At 61.1% G+C, this 15907-nt stretch carries 18 protein-coding genes and 1 pseudogene; 18 read left to right on the forward strand and 1 reads right to left on the reverse strand.

The window, feature by feature from the left end; translation table 11 throughout:
• The first annotated feature begins 23 nt into the window (after window positions 1-23).
• From AC1RLZ_RS01610 to AC1RLZ_RS01695, 18 genes and pseudogenes are all read left to right on the forward strand, one after another.
• Window positions 24-704: an STN domain-containing protein gene (locus AC1RLZ_RS01610; RefSeq protein WP_493187214.1), complete on the forward strand. Its 681-nt coding sequence runs from the start codon at window positions 24-26 to the stop codon at window positions 702-704.
• Between the two features lie 119 nt (window positions 705-823).
• Window positions 824-1420 (forward strand): energy transducer TonB, encoded by a 597-nt coding sequence (locus AC1RLZ_RS01615; RefSeq protein ID WP_493187215.1) that lies wholly within the window; start codon window positions 824-826, stop codon window positions 1418-1420.
• Window positions 1421-1581: 161 nt separating this feature from the next.
• A complete protein-coding gene (locus AC1RLZ_RS01620; protein ID WP_493187216.1) occupies window positions 1582-2100 on the forward strand; it encodes an RNA polymerase sigma factor in 519 nt (172 codons plus the stop codon).
• Between the two features lie 323 nt (window positions 2101-2423).
• Window positions 2424-2528 (forward strand): annotated as a pseudogene (locus AC1RLZ_RS01625) (FecR/PupR family sigma factor regulator); the annotation flags it as partial.
• A 159-nt stretch (window positions 2529-2687) separates the two neighbouring features.
• Window positions 2688-3362, forward strand: a complete 675-nt coding sequence (locus tag AC1RLZ_RS01630) for a FecR family protein (protein WP_493187521.1) — start codon at window positions 2688-2690, stop codon at window positions 3360-3362.
• Between the two features lie 312 nt (window positions 3363-3674).
• On the forward strand, window positions 3675-5360 hold the full coding sequence (locus tag AC1RLZ_RS01635) for a ShlB/FhaC/HecB family hemolysin secretion/activation protein (RefSeq protein WP_493187217.1): 1686 nt from the start codon (window positions 3675-3677) through the stop codon (window positions 5358-5360).
• A gap of 20 nt (window positions 5361-5380) precedes the next feature.
• Window positions 5381-7357, forward strand: coding sequence for a DUF2341 domain-containing protein (locus tag AC1RLZ_RS01640; RefSeq protein WP_493187218.1), 1977 nt, complete (start codon window positions 5381-5383; stop codon window positions 7355-7357).
• A 5-nt stretch (window positions 7358-7362) separates the two neighbouring features.
• Window positions 7363-7767: an ExbD/TolR family protein gene (locus AC1RLZ_RS01645; protein ID WP_089264781.1), complete on the forward strand. Its 405-nt coding sequence runs from the start codon at window positions 7363-7365 to the stop codon at window positions 7765-7767.
• A 6-nt stretch (window positions 7768-7773) separates the two neighbouring features.
• Entirely contained in the window at window positions 7774-8253 is a 480-nt protein-coding gene (locus tag AC1RLZ_RS01650) for a hypothetical protein (RefSeq protein WP_493187219.1), read from the forward strand.
• Window positions 8250-8972 carry a TonB C-terminal domain-containing protein gene (locus tag AC1RLZ_RS01655; protein ID WP_493187220.1) on the forward strand — a complete coding sequence of 241 codons (723 nt, stop codon included), beginning with the start codon at window positions 8250-8252 and terminating at the stop codon, window positions 8970-8972. Before AC1RLZ_RS01650 ends, AC1RLZ_RS01655 begins: the two co-directional genes overlap by 4 nt.
• A 61-nt stretch (window positions 8973-9033) precedes the next feature.
• Complete coding sequence (locus tag AC1RLZ_RS01660; RefSeq protein ID WP_493187221.1) at window positions 9034-10863, forward strand: putative porin; 1830 nt, start codon at window positions 9034-9036, stop codon at window positions 10861-10863.
• A 2-nt stretch (window positions 10864-10865) separates the two neighbouring features.
• Entirely contained in the window at window positions 10866-11459 is a 594-nt protein-coding gene (locus AC1RLZ_RS01665; protein ID WP_493187222.1) for a hypothetical protein, read from the forward strand.
• Window positions 11456-12535 (forward strand): peptidylprolyl isomerase, encoded by a 1080-nt coding sequence (locus tag AC1RLZ_RS01670; RefSeq protein WP_493187223.1) that lies wholly within the window; start codon window positions 11456-11458, stop codon window positions 12533-12535. The genes AC1RLZ_RS01665 and AC1RLZ_RS01670 overlap by 4 nt, the downstream gene beginning before the upstream one ends.
• 12 nt (window positions 12536-12547) lie before the next feature.
• Window positions 12548-13051 carry a YbjN domain-containing protein gene (locus AC1RLZ_RS01675; RefSeq protein WP_493187224.1) on the forward strand — a complete coding sequence of 168 codons (504 nt, stop codon included), beginning with the start codon at window positions 12548-12550 and terminating at the stop codon, window positions 13049-13051.
• Between the two features lie 18 nt (window positions 13052-13069).
• On the forward strand, window positions 13070-13894 hold the full coding sequence (locus AC1RLZ_RS01680) for a lytic transglycosylase domain-containing protein (RefSeq protein WP_493187225.1): 825 nt from the start codon (window positions 13070-13072) through the stop codon (window positions 13892-13894).
• Between the two features lie 7 nt (window positions 13895-13901).
• Window positions 13902-14282 carry a hypothetical protein gene (locus tag AC1RLZ_RS01685; protein ID WP_493187226.1) on the forward strand — a complete coding sequence of 127 codons (381 nt, stop codon included), beginning with the start codon at window positions 13902-13904 and terminating at the stop codon, window positions 14280-14282.
• 9 nt (window positions 14283-14291) lie between these two features.
• Window positions 14292-15050, forward strand: coding sequence for a S1 family peptidase (locus AC1RLZ_RS01690; RefSeq protein WP_493187227.1), 759 nt, complete (start codon window positions 14292-14294; stop codon window positions 15048-15050).
• Window positions 15051-15063: 13 nt separating this feature from the next.
• Window positions 15064-15534 carry a hypothetical protein gene (locus AC1RLZ_RS01695; protein WP_493187228.1) on the forward strand — a complete coding sequence of 157 codons (471 nt, stop codon included), beginning with the start codon at window positions 15064-15066 and terminating at the stop codon, window positions 15532-15534.
• A gap of 78 nt (window positions 15535-15612) precedes the next feature.
• Here the strand turns inward: AC1RLZ_RS01695 and AC1RLZ_RS01700 are convergent, their stop codons facing one another.
• Entirely contained in the window at window positions 15613-15885 is a 273-nt protein-coding gene (locus AC1RLZ_RS01700; RefSeq protein WP_371424486.1) for a hypothetical protein, read from the reverse strand.
• Window positions 15886-15907 lie beyond the last annotated feature (22 nt).

The following is a 15907-nucleotide window of genomic DNA, read 5'->3' on the forward strand; positions in this document are numbered from 1 at the left end:
GCCGCGGATTTCCAAGCCGATTGATGATTGTCGCTGCCATCGTTGCTGCGCTCGGCGCGATGGTCTCAGCCATGGCGGCGAGCGACGACCCGCAGTATCTCGCGCCGTTGCGATTCAACATTCCAAGCCAGCCGCTGGCGTCGGCCCTGCAAGCCTATAGTACAGCCACGGGGGTCCAGTTGCTCTACGAGAGCGGTGTCGCAAACGGCCGCTATTCGACCGGCGTCGAGGGCGACATGACGCGCGATGCGGCTTTGCGGATTCTGCTGTCCGAGACCGACCTGACCATTCATTATACCCGCGTCAATTCGGTTACGCTGGCGCCGGCCTTGAGCAATCCCGACAACCCACCCGCAGCTGTGTTCGACAAGGCGGATCTCATTCTTGAACCCCTGCGGGTCCGCCGTCCTACGGATCGCAATGACGGTTCGCAATTGGAGGCCTATAACGGGATCATCAGGGCCGATATCCAGCAAGCGCTCCGCAAGGACGCCAAAACGCGAAGCGGCAGCTATAGCGCCGGCATCAAATTGTGGATCGATGGACCGCGCACTGTGCAGAAGACCGAGGTGTTCCGTTCGTCAGGCGACCAAGAGAGAGACAATGCCATTTCGCGGCTGCTCGATGGACTTCAGATCAGTCAGGCGCCTCCGGCCAACACACCGCAGCCTGTGACGATTATCATCAATGTTCGGTCGATGTGATGGGATTACCGATTATCTGGAAGGGGATGGATCAGATCAAGGCGGCCGCCGAGGCAGATTCCCAGGGCGAGGCGGTTGCCGGATTCTCGGGGCAATGGCGCTGGTTCGCCGGCACCATTGTGCTGGTGCCCATCCTGCTTGCCGCTGGTGTCTATTGGCTGCATCAGCAGCCCAGCGGCTCGGCACTTCACAGCGGTGACGCGACAATCCATGTCGAGCTCATTCAGACGCCGGCGCCAGCTGCGGAGTTCAAGCAGGCATCAGTTCAGACCAGCCCGCCAATCGCGGATTTCCAAGCTGTGCCAAGTATCGCCGCGCCATCCCAGCCGACATATAAAGAAGAGACTCCGCCGATGGAGCCTGTGCTTCCGCCGCGGCCAGCGTCTTCGCCGCAACAGAAGCCGGCAAGTTCCGGCCAGGCGCAGCCTGTTCCAGCCGGAGCAACATTTCGCTTCCAGAAAATGCTGAACGCGCATATCGAGCGTTACCAGCGCTATCCCAAAGCGGCCAATCGCGATGGGCAGCGGGAACGAGTGCTCGTCGCATTTTCGATGCGGCGTGACGGCAGCGTGGTTCAGGTCGGCGTCAAAGCAAGTTCAGGGCAGGCCATTCTTGATCAGGAAGCCGTTGAACTGATCCGCAGGGCCCAGCCTTTGCCGCGAATCCCGGCGGACATGCCGGAGCTGCTCACGGTTCTATTCCCGGTCGATTTCTGAGGCATGGTCGAACTACAGTCCTGGGTTAGTTCGTCTTCGTCGCTGCAATTTCTGTAATCAATCTGTCACGGGCTACCGGTAACTAGCATCCTCAGGGGTTGTTGAGTTCGCCGCTGTGCGTACAAGGGCTGTAAGTGTTGACCGGGTCTAACCACACAACGTTGCGCAGCGTTCTCGCCGCCGATTACGGCGGTCTTTTCAAGCGTTTGACACGGCGTTTGGGATCGGCCGAGCTTGCCGGCGAGGCACTGCAGGAGACGTTTCTGCGCGTCGAGCGCGTGTCCGACACCACCGTGGTGCAGAGCCCCAAAGACTTCCTGTTTCGCATTGCGCTCAATGTGGCGACGGATCGCCGGCGGGTTGAACGCCGGCATTTGAGTCTGGATGCCGTCGAGGCACTGCTCGATATTCCGGATGATGCCCCGGATGCATCGACCATTGTGGAGGGTCGTCAGGAGATCGAGGCGCTGGATCGGGCGCTGGCGGAGCTTCCGTCACGATCGCGGCAGGTTTTCATGGCCGCGGTGGTCAAGAAGATGCCCGATCACGAGATCGCCGCTCTTCTCGGCGTGAGCGTGCGTACAGTCGAGATCGATCTCAAGAACGCTTTGAAGCATTGCGCTGGACGTCTGGGGCGCACCCTGATCCGGCGTGCCGGGGGACCGCGGCCAAAATCGTGAAACGATTCGGCAGCTAGTCATTTCAAGCGTGTTCCGTCAGCTTTGAGCTAAAGACGCCCACATTATTATTGCATTTTCTTCAGGATGAATTGCGGGATAGCCTTGCCTCAACCGTCTAGATATCTAGAAGGTGTGCATTGGATTGCATTCATCAGGATCAGTAGATCTGTCCCGTACATGAATTATCTGTCGCGACATGCCCAGGATTTTATTGGCACAACCGGTCCCGGTTGTTTTGTCGTGCCTGCGAGCCGGGTGTTGGTGGCGTGACCGAGCCGATCAACGATCCCGGATTGCTTGATACTGCCTTGCATGATCGCGCCATGGATTGGGTCCTCCTGTTGAGGTCAGGCCAGGCTACGACGGACGATGCCGAGGCACTGCAGCGATGGCGCCATCAGAGCGATCTGCACGAGCAAGCTTTCGTTCAGGCCGTAAGGGTGTTCCGTGATCTTGGTGCGCTAGGTGCGCAACTGGAGCGCCGAAATGAGCGGCCATTCGTTACGCTGGTCTCCACGGGTGCGCGTCGGATGGCCAGTCGGCGCGGCTTTATCGGCGGCGCTATCGCAGCCTCAGTGGCCGGCTATATGCTGGTCGATCCGCCGTTGGGGATGTGGCCGTCGCTGGTGGAATTGTCGGCTGACTATCGCACCGCCAAAGGCGAGCAGCGCGATGTCTTGCTGGCCGAGAATGTGTCCGCCAAGCTGAACACCCAGACGAGTCTGTCGGTGCGGTCAGAGGGAAACACCGCGCGTGTCGAGTTGATCACCGGCGAGGCCGCGGTCACCGCGAAGCGGCAAGCATCGGATCCCTTGATCCTCGTCGCCGGCAATGGGCAGATTTCATCGACCAGCGCCGAATTTAATGTTCGTTGTATCGACGGTGCGGTTCAGGCGATCTGCATGGACGGGGCCATGACCATCTCGCAACATGGCCGCAGTGTTCAGCTTTTGCGCGGCCAGCAAGCATCCTACTCGTCTACAGAAGCGGTCGGTGCGCCATCGTCCGTCCCTGATGCAGTGCGTGCAACTGCGTGGCGGGAAAAGTTGCTGATTTTCCGCGATCAGCCGCTCGCCGGCGTGGTCAGCGAGGTCAACCGCTATCGTCCCGGAAAGATCGTCGTGACCAATAGCGATCTTGGCCGGCGATTGGTCAACGGTACCTTCCATACTGACAAGCTTGACGATTTCGTTGCCCAGGTCCGGCAACTATTCGGTGCCGATGTGCGCTCCTTGCCTGGTGGCATCGTTCTCCTGAGCTGATCAGGCATCCGCGACAGACCTCAAATATAGCACTGTGCCGCGACGGCAGTGCCAGCATTCCGGTGCTGTGCTCCGCAATCATGTTGCGGAGCGCACTGCGGGTGATTCGGTTTGCACCAATTCTTTAATTTTCTTTTGCGGGTTGGATCGCTTCCAAACGTCTTCAAGACATAGGGACCTGATCGGAGGCAAACGGCCTGCGATCGGTGTGCCCTCTTATGGGCTTGAAACATGCTTCTTGGTTATCGCGATGATGTCGGCACGGCTTGTATCCGATTGAATTGGCTTCGTTGTGTAGCTCCAGCAGCGCTTATGCTGGCAATTGGTAGCTTCTGTGGCGCAACAAGTTCTGCGCAGGCCAAGACGGCCCAGCAGGGCACGCAGAAGCAGGTGGAAGACAAGTCTTCCGATGCTGGCCAGTCGGCCGCCGCGAAGCCTGCGGCCGAAGCGAAGCCGAGCGCGCCGCTTCAGCGTTTCGACATTGACGATTTTGCTGTGCAGGGTGCCGATACGCTGCCGCAAATTGAGGTCGAAGAAGCCATCTATCCATTTCTCGGGCCGAACAAATCGGCCGATGACGTCGAGAAGGCACGTGCCGCCCTCGAGAAAGCCTATCACGACAAGGGCTTTCAGACCGTGAGCGTATCGGTTCCGCAGCAGAATGCCTTGACAGGCAGGGTCATCCTGAAGGTCTCGGAGTTGAAGGTCGGTCAGTTGCGTGTGAAAAATTCGCGCTATTTCGATCTCAACAAGATCACGGGGAAGGCGCCTTCGCTGAAGGAGGGCTCGGTCCCGAACTTCAATGACGTCACGCGCGATATCGTGAGCCTGAATCAGTGGCCTGATCGTCGTGTCACGCCCGCGCTGCGAGCCGGCATTGCGCCAGGTACGGTCGACGTGGATCTGAATGTCGAGGACAAGGCGCCTCTGCATGCGAGCCTCGAAGTCAATAATCGGCGGTCTCCCAACACGACGGCGACGCGCCTGCTGGGTACGGTGCGTTCCGACAATCTGTGGCAGCTCGGCCATTCGTTCAGCTTCAGCTATCAGGTCGCTCCGGAAAATCCCAATGACGCTCAGGTTTTCTCGGGGTCATATCTGGCGCGTGTGCCGGATGTCGATTGGCTGACGGTGCTGTTCTATGCCGTGAAGTCGAGCAGCAATGTCGCAAGCATCGGCGGCATGAACGTCGTCGGCCCCGGTCAGATTTTCGGCGGTCGCGCCGTGATCACGCTGCCGGCCCGGGAGAACCTGTTCCATACCATCTCGGCTGGTCTGGACTACAAGCACTTCGACCAGACCGTACAGAGCGCTGCGACCGGATTCTCGTCACCGGTCACCTACTATCCGTTCGTTGCCAGCTACGGCGCGACGTTCCAGCTCGAAAAGTCGACGACGCAGCTCAACGCTGCCGTGACGTACAATATGCGAACGCCCAGCAGTGACTGGATCGCGTTCGATAACAAGCGCGCCTATGCGTCCGCGAGCTTTGCTCATCTGAATGTCGACGTCGCCCATACCCAGGAATTGCCAGAGGGCTTCCAGCTCTACGGCAAGGTGCAGGGGCAGGTTGCGGACGGACCGCTCGTGTCCAGTGAGCAGTTCAGCATCGGTGGCCTCGATACCGTGCGCGGCTATCTCGAATCCGAGGTCCTCGGAGACGACGGCATCGTCGGCAATCTCGAACTGCGCACGCCGGATCTCGGTCCGATGCTCCAGAAGGAGATGAAGGACGAAACCGGGCAGGGAGCGCCGCGCTTCGTCACATTCAACGAATGGCGTTTCTTCGGCTTCGCTGACGCAGGTCACGTGAGCATCCAGCGTCCGCTGCCCGAACAGCAGTCCAAATTCGATGTCTGGAGCTACGGCGCGGGAACGCGCTTCAAGGTGTTCGATGGCGTCAACGGCATGGTCGCCTATTCGGTGCCGATGATCAGCCAAACTTACTCGCAGGCCGGTGCAGGCCGCGTCAATTTCCGACTTTGGGGTGAATTCTGATGGTTATGGGGTGCGGGCACATGAACGGCGAACGCCATTCGACATTGCGACGACGCGCAAAGAATACGGTCGCAGGACTTCTGCTGAGTTTTGCTGCAGCGGTGACACTGTTCCCATCGTCGGCGCAAGCCTGGTGGAATGACGAGTGGCAGTTGCGCAAGAAGATCAATATCGATTCCAGCGCGACGGGAGCGAATATCACCGATCCAATCGGCACCGCGCCGACCCTGGTTCGTTTGCACGTCGGAAATTTCCGCTTCAGTCTCGCGAAGGATGACGGCAGCGATCTGCGCTTCGTGGCCTCGGACGACAAGACCCCGCTGAAGCATCACATCGAGAAGTGGGATTCGCTGCTCGGTGAAGCTCTGGTGTGGGTTGCGCTTCCAAACGTGGCGCCTGGCGCGAAGTCCGAGTTCTGGCTGTATTACGGCAACAAGAAAGCCGCCGCCACCAACGATGCCAAGGGCACTTATGACCCGGATACGGCCCTGGTCTATCATTTCAATGAACGCGGTACGCCGGCGATCGACTCGACTGTCTGGGCCGGCAATGCGCAGAGCGTCGGGCAGCCCGCGGACGGTTCGCTGATCGGGACTGGCTTGCGCCTTGATGGTCGCGTGCCGGTCACGCTGCCCGCGTCGTCGTCGCTTGCGATGGCCGACAGTGCGCCGTTCACCTGGTCCGCCTGGATCAGGCCGGCCGCGCTGCAGCCGAACGCTGCGCTGTACAGCCGCCGCGACGCCGCGAATGCAGTCATCATCGGTCTCGACAACGGTGCCCCGTTCGTCGAGGTGAGCAATGCGGCTGGCACCCAGCGCAGTGGCGCTGGTGCGCCAGTCGCAGCCAATTCCTGGCATCATGTGGCCGTCACCGCCAATGGCGGTGTGGTCACGGTGTATCTTGATGGCGCGTCGTATGCGACCTTGAACGCGGCGCTGCCTGCGCTGAGCGGTGTTGCCCGTCTCGGCGGCGATACGGCTCCTGTCGCCGTCGCAGCTCCCGTCGCTCCGGCCGCGGACGCCACTGCGCCAGCCGCAGACGGTACGGCACCTGCTGCCACCGACGCTGCGTCGGCGCCCGTTGCCGCTGCTGCGATGTCGGGCTTCATCGGCGACATCGACGAATTGCAGATCTCGAAGCTCGCTCGCCCGGCCGGCTTCATCAAATATGCCGCCGTTACGCAGGGTGGCCAGCCCACGAAGCTGATCTCGTTCAGCGCCGACGAGGAGACCGCGAGCTGGCTCTCGGGCTACTTCGCGATCATCCTGAAGTCGGTCACGATCGACGGCTGGGTGGTCATCGGCCTCCTGATCATCATGGCTATCGCGAGCTGGATGGTGACTATCGATCGCGTCAGCTACCTGAAGAAGCAGGCCAAGGCCAACGATCGCTTCATGAAGAGCTTCCGCAAGCTGGCGGCGAATCTGACGGCGCTCGATCGCGGTGAGGCCGATGACGACACCGCCATCCTCGGCAGCAAGCTGAGCGATGACGAAGCCCAGATGGTTCGCGCCTCGTCCCTTTACCGCATCTATCATGTGGGTGCCGAACAGATCAGCCATCGCTTCGGCAATGGCGATGTGATCCGCTTGAGCGGCGCCGCCATCGCGGCAATCCGTGCAGCGCTCGATAGCGCCTATGTCAAGGAAACCCAGCGGCTCAATCGGCTGATGGTCGTCCTGACCATTGCGATCTCTGGCGGACCGTTCCTCGGCCTGCTTGGCACGGTGGTCGGCGTCATGATCACCTTCGCGGCCATCGCCGAGAGCGGCGACGTCAACGTCAACGCGATCGCACCAGGCATTGCGGCGGCCCTGGTTGCGACCGTGGCGGGTCTGGTCGTCGCTATCCCGGCGCTGTTCGCCTACAACTATCTGGTGACGCGTATCGGCGAATTGACCAGCGACATGCAGGTCTTCATCGACGAATTCGTGACCAAGATGGCTGAGTTCTACTCGTCCGATCTGCCGGCTGAACATCGCCAGGCCGCGGAGTAGGAACAATGCAGGTTCAGAGCAAATCCAAGCCCTATGACGATATCAACATCACGCCGATGTTGGACCTGGCTTACGTGCTGCTCATCATCTTCATCGTGATGACCACCGCGACCGTGCAGGGACAGAAGGTCAATCTGCCGAAAGCGTCTGCGGCGCCAAGTCTGGCGACGCAGACCACCAAGGCGATCACCGTCGCCAATGATGGCAAGATCTTCCTCGACACCATACCCGTCACGCTGCCGGAACTTGAGCAACGATTGGTGCAGCAGAAGGCGCTGACTCCGGAGTTTCCGGTGGTTCTGCGCGGTGACGCGCAGACGCAGTACCAGAGCGTGATGGATGTGCTCGATCTGCTGGGTCGGATCGGTGTGACGCAAGTCGGTCTCGCAACTAAACCCCTTGTGAAGTAAGGGCCGATGCATACCCCCGGGCAAATTCAGGACGATACCAAGAAGGCGTTCAAGACCTTGTGGTCATGGCTGCGTCGGACGGGTGAGGGCGCAGGCGCACCCGCGAGGGGCCCGGCCATCGATTGTGCGACGGCGATCGAGAAGGCGCCGCGTGAGCCTGGCGTCGTCTTGCCGTTCCCGATCCGCGGAGAGGCGCTACTGGTGAAGCTCGCCGAATTGCTGCGACGCCGGATCGCGGAGCTGGATTCGCCGTCGGACAGCCTGACATTGTTGTTGTCGCACACTCCGTATTTGCGTCTGTCACTCGATGACGATGCCTATATCGAGTTCGACGCGCATACGTCGGAATACGACCTGGTGATTGAAGCGCCGAGCGGCACGCGGCTGATCATTCAGACCACGGACTTCGATTCCCTCGTCACCTTCGTGCTGCAATATGTGATTGAGCGGCTCTCCGACAGAGCGCCTCTCGAGGTCGCGTCATGATGATGGATTCCGAAAACGGCAAGCCATCGGAGCGTGGCAGCGCGCGCAAGTCGCTGCTGCGTTACGGCGGCGCACTCGTGGTCATCGCCACGCTGTTCGGAGGCGCCTGGTTCATGTTGTCCGGCGGCAGCGACACGCCGCCGCCGCGTCAGGTGCGCGAAATGACCGTCGTCAACATCGTGCCACCACCCCCGCCGCCACCGCCGCCTCCGATGATCGAGCAGCCGAAGGTGATCGATCAGCCGAAGATGGTCGAGCAGGAGATGCTCGAAGACAAGCCGGTCGAGAAGCCGACGGACGAGCCGGTCAAGGACGCCAAGAACGAGGAGCCTCCGGGTCCGCTGGCGCTCGACGCCAAGGCGACGGGTCCGGGCGATCTCTTCAATTTGGGTAGCAAGGTTGGCGGCAGTCCGTATGGCGGTCGTGGTGGCGGTGGCAGTCGGTGGGGCTGGTACGCGTCAATGGTGCAGACGCAGATCGAGGCTGCGCTGCGCGCGAATGAGAAGACCAAGAATGCCGCGACGCAGTTGCAGGTGCGAATCTGGGCCGATGGGACCGGCCGCGTCAATCGCGTCGAACTGGCATCGTCAACCGGCAGCGCCGAACTCGACGCCACAATCCGCAACGAAGTGCTCGGGCGGCTGACGCTGCGCGAGCCCCCACCCAACGATATGCCGATGCCGATGGTGACGCGCGTCACCATGCGACGGCCGAGCTAGGCCCGCGCTTCGCAGGCCAATGAGACACGACGAATATTGATCAGTAGGGGACTTGAGACCGATGTTTCACCAGAAATCCGATACCGCATGGCGCCTGACGCCGCTCGCCGTATCGATGTGCGCGCTTGTCTGTAGCGTTCCTGCGCTGGCGCAGGATGCCGGCAGCCGCGCTGATGCCAAGCGTCCAACGGTGTCGCGCGCGAAGGCGACGTCGCCGAACGCGACGATCAATCTCGTCAATATGCTGGTCAAACAGGGCGTGCTGAAGGAAGAGCAGGCCGAGGCACTGATCAAGCAGGCCGACGATGAAGCCTATGTCGCTCGCGAAGCCGCCAAGGGCGCCACGATGCGCGCCGAGGAAGCGGCCAAGACTGCTGGTGCCGCCGCAGCGGCGGCATCTCCCCCCGGCACCAAGCACGTGACCTATGTCCCGGAGGTCGTGAAGCGTCAGTTGCGCGAAGAGATCAAGCGCGATGTGATGGCGAAGGCGCAGACTGAAAACTGGGCATCGCCCGGCAAGTATCCGGAATGGGCCCAGCGCATCCGTTTCTACGGCGATCTGCGGGCACGTTACGAGGGCCAGTTCTACCCGACCGGCAACGATCAGGGGGGCGCCTACAATTTCAACGCGATCAATACCGGTTCGCCTTACGATATTTCGGACGCTAACCCTTACAATGCACCGACTTATAACGCGTCGCAGAACCGGGATCGCGCGCGTCTGCGTATGCGGCTTGGTGCCGATATCGATATCAACGATCAGTTCACCGCCGGTATTCGCCTGGCGAGCGGTGACAGCAACTCGCCTGTATCGACCAACCAATCGCTTGGCACAACGGGTGGAAATTTTTCGAAATACGCGCTCTGGATCGATCGTGCCTATGCACGCTATGAGCCTTGGAATGAGCTGACGTTCTCGATCGGTCGCTTTGACAATCCGTTCTGGTCGCCGACGGATCTGGTCTGGCACAAGGATCTTGGCTTCGACGGATTTGCGGTACAGGCGAAGCACGAGGTTGCCGAAGGCATCACGCCGTTCATCGTTGCCGGTGCATTCCCGACCTACAACAGCGATTTGAACGCCGGTATCAATCTCACAAATGTGAATAGCGGACTGTACGAGAAGGTCCCGAGCAACGACAAATGGCTGTTTGGTGCCCAGCTTGGCGTGGGCGCAAAGTTTGCGCCGTACTCGGCCTTGCGGTTGAGCGCTGCCTATTATGATTTCACCAACACGCAAGGTCGGGAGTCTTCAACTTGCGTCGTCGTGAGCAGCAGCGACGTTTGCGATACGGATATGACCCGGCCATCTTTCGCTCAGAAGGGCAACACCTACAGAACGTTGCGCAATATTTTCGTGAATCCGTCGACTGGTGGCGCTCCGACTTCCCAGTACCAGTATTTCGGGCTGGCCAGCCAGTTCCGTCCGGTTGTTGTCAGTGGTCAATTGGATCTCGGTGAGTTCCATCCCGTACACGTCGTTCTTGATGGCGAGTATGTCAACAACACAGCCTTCAACCGTAGTGCGATTGCCGCGGTGGCCCAGAACAATATCGGCCCCACCGTCGCCGGTGGCCCTCCGGGTGTATTTGACGGCGGAAACCAGGGCTGGATGGGCCGTGTGACGGTTGGTCATAAGGAAGTCAAACGACTGTGGGATTGGAATGTTCACGCCGGATACAAGTATCTTGAATCCGACGCGGCCGTGGACGCCTTCGTCGACTCCGATTTCGGCCTCGGCGGTACCAACCTCAAGGGCTACTTCATTGGCGGCAATCTCGGTATTTCGGACAATGTCTGGGCGTCGCTCCGCTGGATGAGCGCCAACAACATCGCCGGCTCGCCGTATAGCGTCGACGTGGTCCAGTTCGATCTGAATGCAAGGTTCTGATCATGCGAAATCGTATTCTGAGTTTAGTGGCGGTGCTGGCCATGCTGGCCAGCCATGAGGCCCGCGCCGATGCCGAGTCGGACAAGCTGCGTGAGGCTCTGCGCAGCGCGACGGCTCAGACCCGCGCTCTTGAGGACCAGCGGACTGCCTTGCAGGCCAAGGCGGCCGATGCCGAGCGCGAGAAGGCGGCGATGATGTCGCAGATCGCGGCGGCCAAGGCGCAGGTCAAGGAGGTCGAGAAGACCCACCGCGAAGCGGTCGATGAATTCAACCAGCGTCTGGAGGATCGCAACCAGACGCTGGAGAAATGGAAGAGTGCCTACGAAGAGGCGGCAACCGTCGCCCGCGCCAAGGACGCGGAACGTGCCAAGTTCGAAGGCGAAGCCGCAGCCTACAAGGCGAGCACCAAGAGCTGTGTGGCAAAGAATGCGCAGCTGACGAAGGTCGGGCGCGAGTTGCTGCACCGCTATGAAGGCATATCGTTTGGCGACATGGTGGTCATCAACGAGCCGCTGATCGGTGCGCGACGCGTGCAGATCCAGAATCTGCTGCAGGATTACGACGACAAGCTACTTGAGCAAAAGGTGACCCCATGACGCGTTCCCGTTCCCCGGCGACCTTCCTGAAAGCGGCCGGTGTCGCGACATTCACGGGCCTGATGCTGACGTCTGCCATTGCTCAGACGCCGGCGCAGCCGGTCCAGCCCCGCAACGCACAGGCCCAGATACCGGCGCCGGCGCGGCCGAAGCCGGCCGCAGCGGCACCTGCCGCCGCTGCTCCCGTGGCACCTGCTCCGTCAAGCGCTGCCGCGCCGAGCACTGTGGCGTCGGCGAAGTCATCGGGTGAAGTGGTCGCCCGCATCGGCAATAGCGACATCAGCGCCGATGATATGCGCTCCTACATCGCGGCGCTCGGGCCGCGTGAGCAGGCCGCGCTGGCGCAGGATCCGGCCTTGCTGAGCCAGGCCGTGCGCATGCTGCTTTCCAACCGTCTTGTGATGCAGGAATTGGCCGCGAAGAAGTGGGACCAGCAGCCAGCCGTCGCAGCACAGCTGGAGAAGGTTCGCGAGAGCGCAATGGTGGAACTGTATTTGCAGTCGGTTTCCAACCCGCCGGCGAATTTCCCCAGCGAAGAGGATTTGCAGAAGGTCTATGATGCCAACCGCGCTGCACTCCTCGTGCCGCGGCAGTATCAGCTCGCGCAGATCTTCATTCCGATGGCGAAGGATGCGGATAAGGCAACCGTCGACGCCGCCAGGAAGAAGCTCGACGACGTGCAGAAGAAGCTGAAGGCGCCCGGGGCCGACTTCGCGGCGATCGCCCGTAGCGACAGCGGGGCTGGCGACAGCGCCGAGCGCGGCGGCGATCTGGGATTGCTGCCGGAAGACCAGATCCGGCCGGAAATCCGCAGTCAGGTCGTCGGCCTGGCAAAGGGCGCCGTGTCCGAACCCATCACGCTGGATGACGGCTACCATATCATCCGTCTGGTCGACACCAAAGCCGCCTATACGCGCACGCTGCCCGAAGTACGCGATCAGCTGATCCGGCAGATACGCACCGAACGTGCCGCTGCATTGCGCCGTGCCTATCTCGCCGAACTGCTCAAGCAGCAGCCGCCGATCATCAACGAACTTGCTCTTGCCAAGCTGCTCGACGGCAAATCCCGTAACTAAGGAATGCGTCCCATGTCCGATACCGTATTGAACAGCTTCACTCTCGAATCGCTGCGTGACCTGCTGCAGACCGTTGGCTATCGCGTCGAAATCGTGCCGAACGGCGATATGCCGCTGCTGCGCTCGTCGACCGCCGGCTTTGCATTCGACATTCGCCCGGGCAACCGTCTGGCCAGTGAAGATGGTGGCTATGTCGATTTCACCTTTAGCGCGTGGCTCAATATCGAGGGCGAATTGCCGCTCGATGTCGTCAATCGTTGGAACGCGCTGCGTCGCTTTGGCCGGTTGCAGGTCGTGCCTGGTTATCTCGCCATGACGATGGATGTCTCCTTCATCGGCGGCGTCATGCCGAACCATCTTCGTGCGCAGGTCGAGATCTGGGATCATCTCGTTCAGGCACTGGTGCCTTATCTGCGCGAAGAACTGCAGAAGCTTGATACGGTAAAGACTGTCGTGGCACCTGAGGTGCAGGCGCCGGTGGAGCGGAAGGCTGCTGCCGAAGCTCGTGTCGCCTGACGAGTCTGGAAATCCGGCGTGTCAGGACGATCGATCAGCTTGTATGGCCTGCCGGCCAGCGGCGCCTTCGCAAGAGGCGTCCTGGCGGTGACTTGGGCTGGTCTGTTGTCCTGCGCTGTCCTGATATCGACACCGGTTCTGGCTGAGGCCGAGTCCGGTCGGCCCGCCGGGGAAGTCGCCGAGTCGCCGCCGACAGTACCGAATCCCCCAAAGGCTGCCGTTGGCAATAAAACGGCAGCCTTGGCGGCTCCGCCAAAACTGTCCGGTGCTTCCAATTCCAGGGCGCTCTATCGCTCGTTGATCGAGCGGGAGGTGCGCAACACAAATCTCCCGGCCGATGTGGCGGAAGCCGTGATGGGCGTGGAGAGTGGCTACGATCCGAGCCGCATCGGCGCCGATGGCGAGATCGGCTTGATGCAGGTGATGCCGCCCACTGCGCGCATGCTGGGCTTCAGCGGTTCCATGGCGGAGTTCGCGGCGCCCGAGGTCAATATCCGCTATGGTGTCATGTATCTCGCACAGGCCTGGAACAAGGCCGGCGGTGATCTCTGCACTGCGTTGATGAAGTATCGCGCCGGGCATGGCGAGACGCGCTTCTCCCATTTGTCGGTGACCTACTGTTTGCGCGCGCGGGCCCGGTTGATGGCGGTTGGCTATCCCGTGACCGGCACGGTGCCGGTCGCCACCTTCGGGTCGCCCGTTGGCTCCGGTCTCGTTGCCGGATGCCGCGGCAGCCGATGCCTGATGTCACGCAATTCCGGCCGGGTCGATTTTGCGGCGTTGAACAACCGGCTGACGCAGGTTGTGATGCAGACAAATGGCCCGAAGCCGATGACGAGGTGAGCGAGCGATGACAACGAGAATCTTTGCGATCTCCGCGCTACTCGTGCTTGCGCCGCCAGCGCTGGCGCAACAGCCGCCGGAGCAGCCAAAGCCTGAAGTCATCATTGGCGGCCAGTCGCCTCCGCCGACCGTGCGCGAGCGCTGCGTCGAGGTCGAAATCGGTGGTGCGCGAAGCTTCGGGTGTCTCAATCAGACGCTGAAGCGCGACGTCGACAAGGTTAATCCAACCCTGAATTTGCCGCCGATCGATGCGAGGTCGGGCGATACCAAAATCGGCGTCGTGAATTTGCCGGGGGTGCAGCAGCAATACGGCCAGAATTACGGACGATCCGTGATTCCGTATCGGCCGCCGCCGCCGGTCTATTCGTCACCGGTTAGCCGGCGCTAGGTTCGACACGTGCCATCGAGGATTTCAATCGCCCGCGCTGCACTGGTCGCCATTGTGCTTTCCTGCGCGGCTGCCATGCCGGCGCGTGCGCAAATGCTGCTTCCGACGCGAAGCGAAGCGCCGCAGATCGCGCCGCCCAAGCCCTTGTCGCGAACGGAGTCGCCGCCGGTTGAGCGCGGTGAGCGGGCAGGGACCGGATTCTTTGTCGATGATTCCGGGCATATGCTGACGGCGCGGCATGTGGTTCAGGATTGCAGTCGCATTGTGATCCAGAAGGAAGGTCGCGCGATGTCGGCTCGCGTTGTCGCCCTGTCGACGCCTTATGATCTGGCTCTGTTGCGCACAGCAAAGACCCGCGGTCTCGCAGCCGTCTTTCCCCGCAACGTGACGACGTCCCCCAACGATATGATGTTTGCGGCTGATTATGCGAACCTGTCGATGATGCTCGCACGCGGGGGCGTGCTTGCCAATGCGTCGGTGGGCATGACATCCGGTAGCGGTGAAGCAGGACATATCGCGCTGAACTCGACCGTGACATTCGGCAGCAGTGGCGCGCCGGTCATGGATTCACGAGGCCTGATCGAAGGTGTCGTCAGCCGGAAGACATCCGTCAATCGGGTGCTCGCGGTCGGCTCGGCCGGGGCCAAGTCGTTCCTCGCGGCCAGCAACATCCGGTTTCAGGAGGATGACCGGCCGCAAATCGCGGGTTCGGGATCTCGTGCGCATCGCGCGGCCAGCATTTCAGCACGTGTCATCTGTCTGAATTAGAGGAGCTATTGTCATGGTGCGATTTCGCCGGCCGTCCTCATCTCCGTCGCGATGGCGTTTTGCCAGGCTCTCTGCGCTGCTGGCGTCGATTGGTCTGATCTCCGCACCGGTGCCGCCGGCGCGTGCGCAAGGGCTGGACTATCGTAGCCCCGAAGCGGCGCCGCCGGCCTGGGGCCAATTTGCGAAGCTGGTGAAGTATCGCTTTGAGGAATGGATTTCCGCCGACGAGGAGATCGCCAATCGTTTCCGTGCCTGGTTGAAAGAGGCCAACGGTACGCAGGACGGACCGCCGTCGTCGCTGGTCGTCAAGGCCTGGCTTAATCCCGACGGTACGGTCGAGCGCGTGTCGTTCGCGAGCTTCAAGGACGATCGCGCCACCACCGATCTGCGTACCGTGCTGACCCGCGGAAATATCGGTGAAGCGCCGCCGCCCGAAATGCTGCAGCCAATCAATCTGCGGTTTTCGCTCAATCTATCGAAATAATAATCACAGGGGCGGTCGAAGGACCGCTGCGCCGGGCATCCAATGAGTGGATGATCCGGCGGAGGGATAATTCTGTCGTCAGCTTTCAGCCTCGACCCAGTTCAGTGTCATCCGCATGGCATGGCTGTGCCGGGCTTCGATCAGCCATTGTTCTTCACGATAGCAGATCGAGCGCAGCAGGCTCTCTATGGCGAAGGAGGCGAAGAACCGGGGCGTGACTTGCTCGACCTCGATGGGGCCGAGCGGAAAAGCGACGATCGACGCTGCCTTGAGATGGCTGTCGTTGGGACGTGGTTCTGAGGCGCGCAGCAGATTGAGCGTCTCTATGGCAATGGTTTTCTGACTGGGCATCTGGGCGTTCTGCCGAAAAGCT

It is taken from the genome of Tardiphaga sp. GW822-FHT04G09 (assembly GCF_058800725.1).

Coding starts and splice junctions, on each gene's coding strand:
- AC1RLZ_RS01610 (WP_493187214.1), top strand. CDS start 24: ATGATTGTCGCTGCCATCGTTGCTGCGCTCGGCGCGATGGTCTCAGCC.
- AC1RLZ_RS01630 (WP_493187521.1), top strand. CDS start 2,688: ATGCTGGTCGATCCGCCGTTGGGGATGTGGCCGTCGCTGGTGGAATTG.
- AC1RLZ_RS01635 (WP_493187217.1), top strand. CDS start 3,675: ATGCTGGCAATTGGTAGCTTCTGTGGCGCAACAAGTTCTGCGCAGGCC.
- AC1RLZ_RS01640 (WP_493187218.1), top strand. CDS start 5,381: ATGAACGGCGAACGCCATTCGACATTGCGACGACGCGCAAAGAATACG.
- AC1RLZ_RS01645 (WP_089264781.1), top strand. CDS start 7,363: ATGCAGGTTCAGAGCAAATCCAAGCCCTATGACGATATCAACATCACG.
- AC1RLZ_RS01650 (WP_493187219.1), top strand. CDS start 7,774: ATGCATACCCCCGGGCAAATTCAGGACGATACCAAGAAGGCGTTCAAG.
- AC1RLZ_RS01655 (WP_493187220.1), top strand. CDS start 8,250: ATGATGATGGATTCCGAAAACGGCAAGCCATCGGAGCGTGGCAGCGCG.
- AC1RLZ_RS01660 (WP_493187221.1), top strand. CDS start 9,034: ATGTTTCACCAGAAATCCGATACCGCATGGCGCCTGACGCCGCTCGCC.
- AC1RLZ_RS01665 (WP_493187222.1), top strand. CDS start 10,866: ATGCGAAATCGTATTCTGAGTTTAGTGGCGGTGCTGGCCATGCTGGCC.
- AC1RLZ_RS01670 (WP_493187223.1), top strand. CDS start 11,456: ATGACGCGTTCCCGTTCCCCGGCGACCTTCCTGAAAGCGGCCGGTGTC.
- AC1RLZ_RS01675 (WP_493187224.1), top strand. CDS start 12,548: ATGTCCGATACCGTATTGAACAGCTTCACTCTCGAATCGCTGCGTGAC.
- AC1RLZ_RS01685 (WP_493187226.1), top strand. CDS start 13,902: ATGACAACGAGAATCTTTGCGATCTCCGCGCTACTCGTGCTTGCGCCG.
- AC1RLZ_RS01695 (WP_493187228.1), top strand. CDS start 15,064: ATGGTGCGATTTCGCCGGCCGTCCTCATCTCCGTCGCGATGGCGTTTT.
- AC1RLZ_RS01700 (WP_371424486.1), bottom strand. CDS start 15,885: ATGCCCAGTCAGAAAACCATTGCCATAGAGACGCTCAATCTGCTGCGC.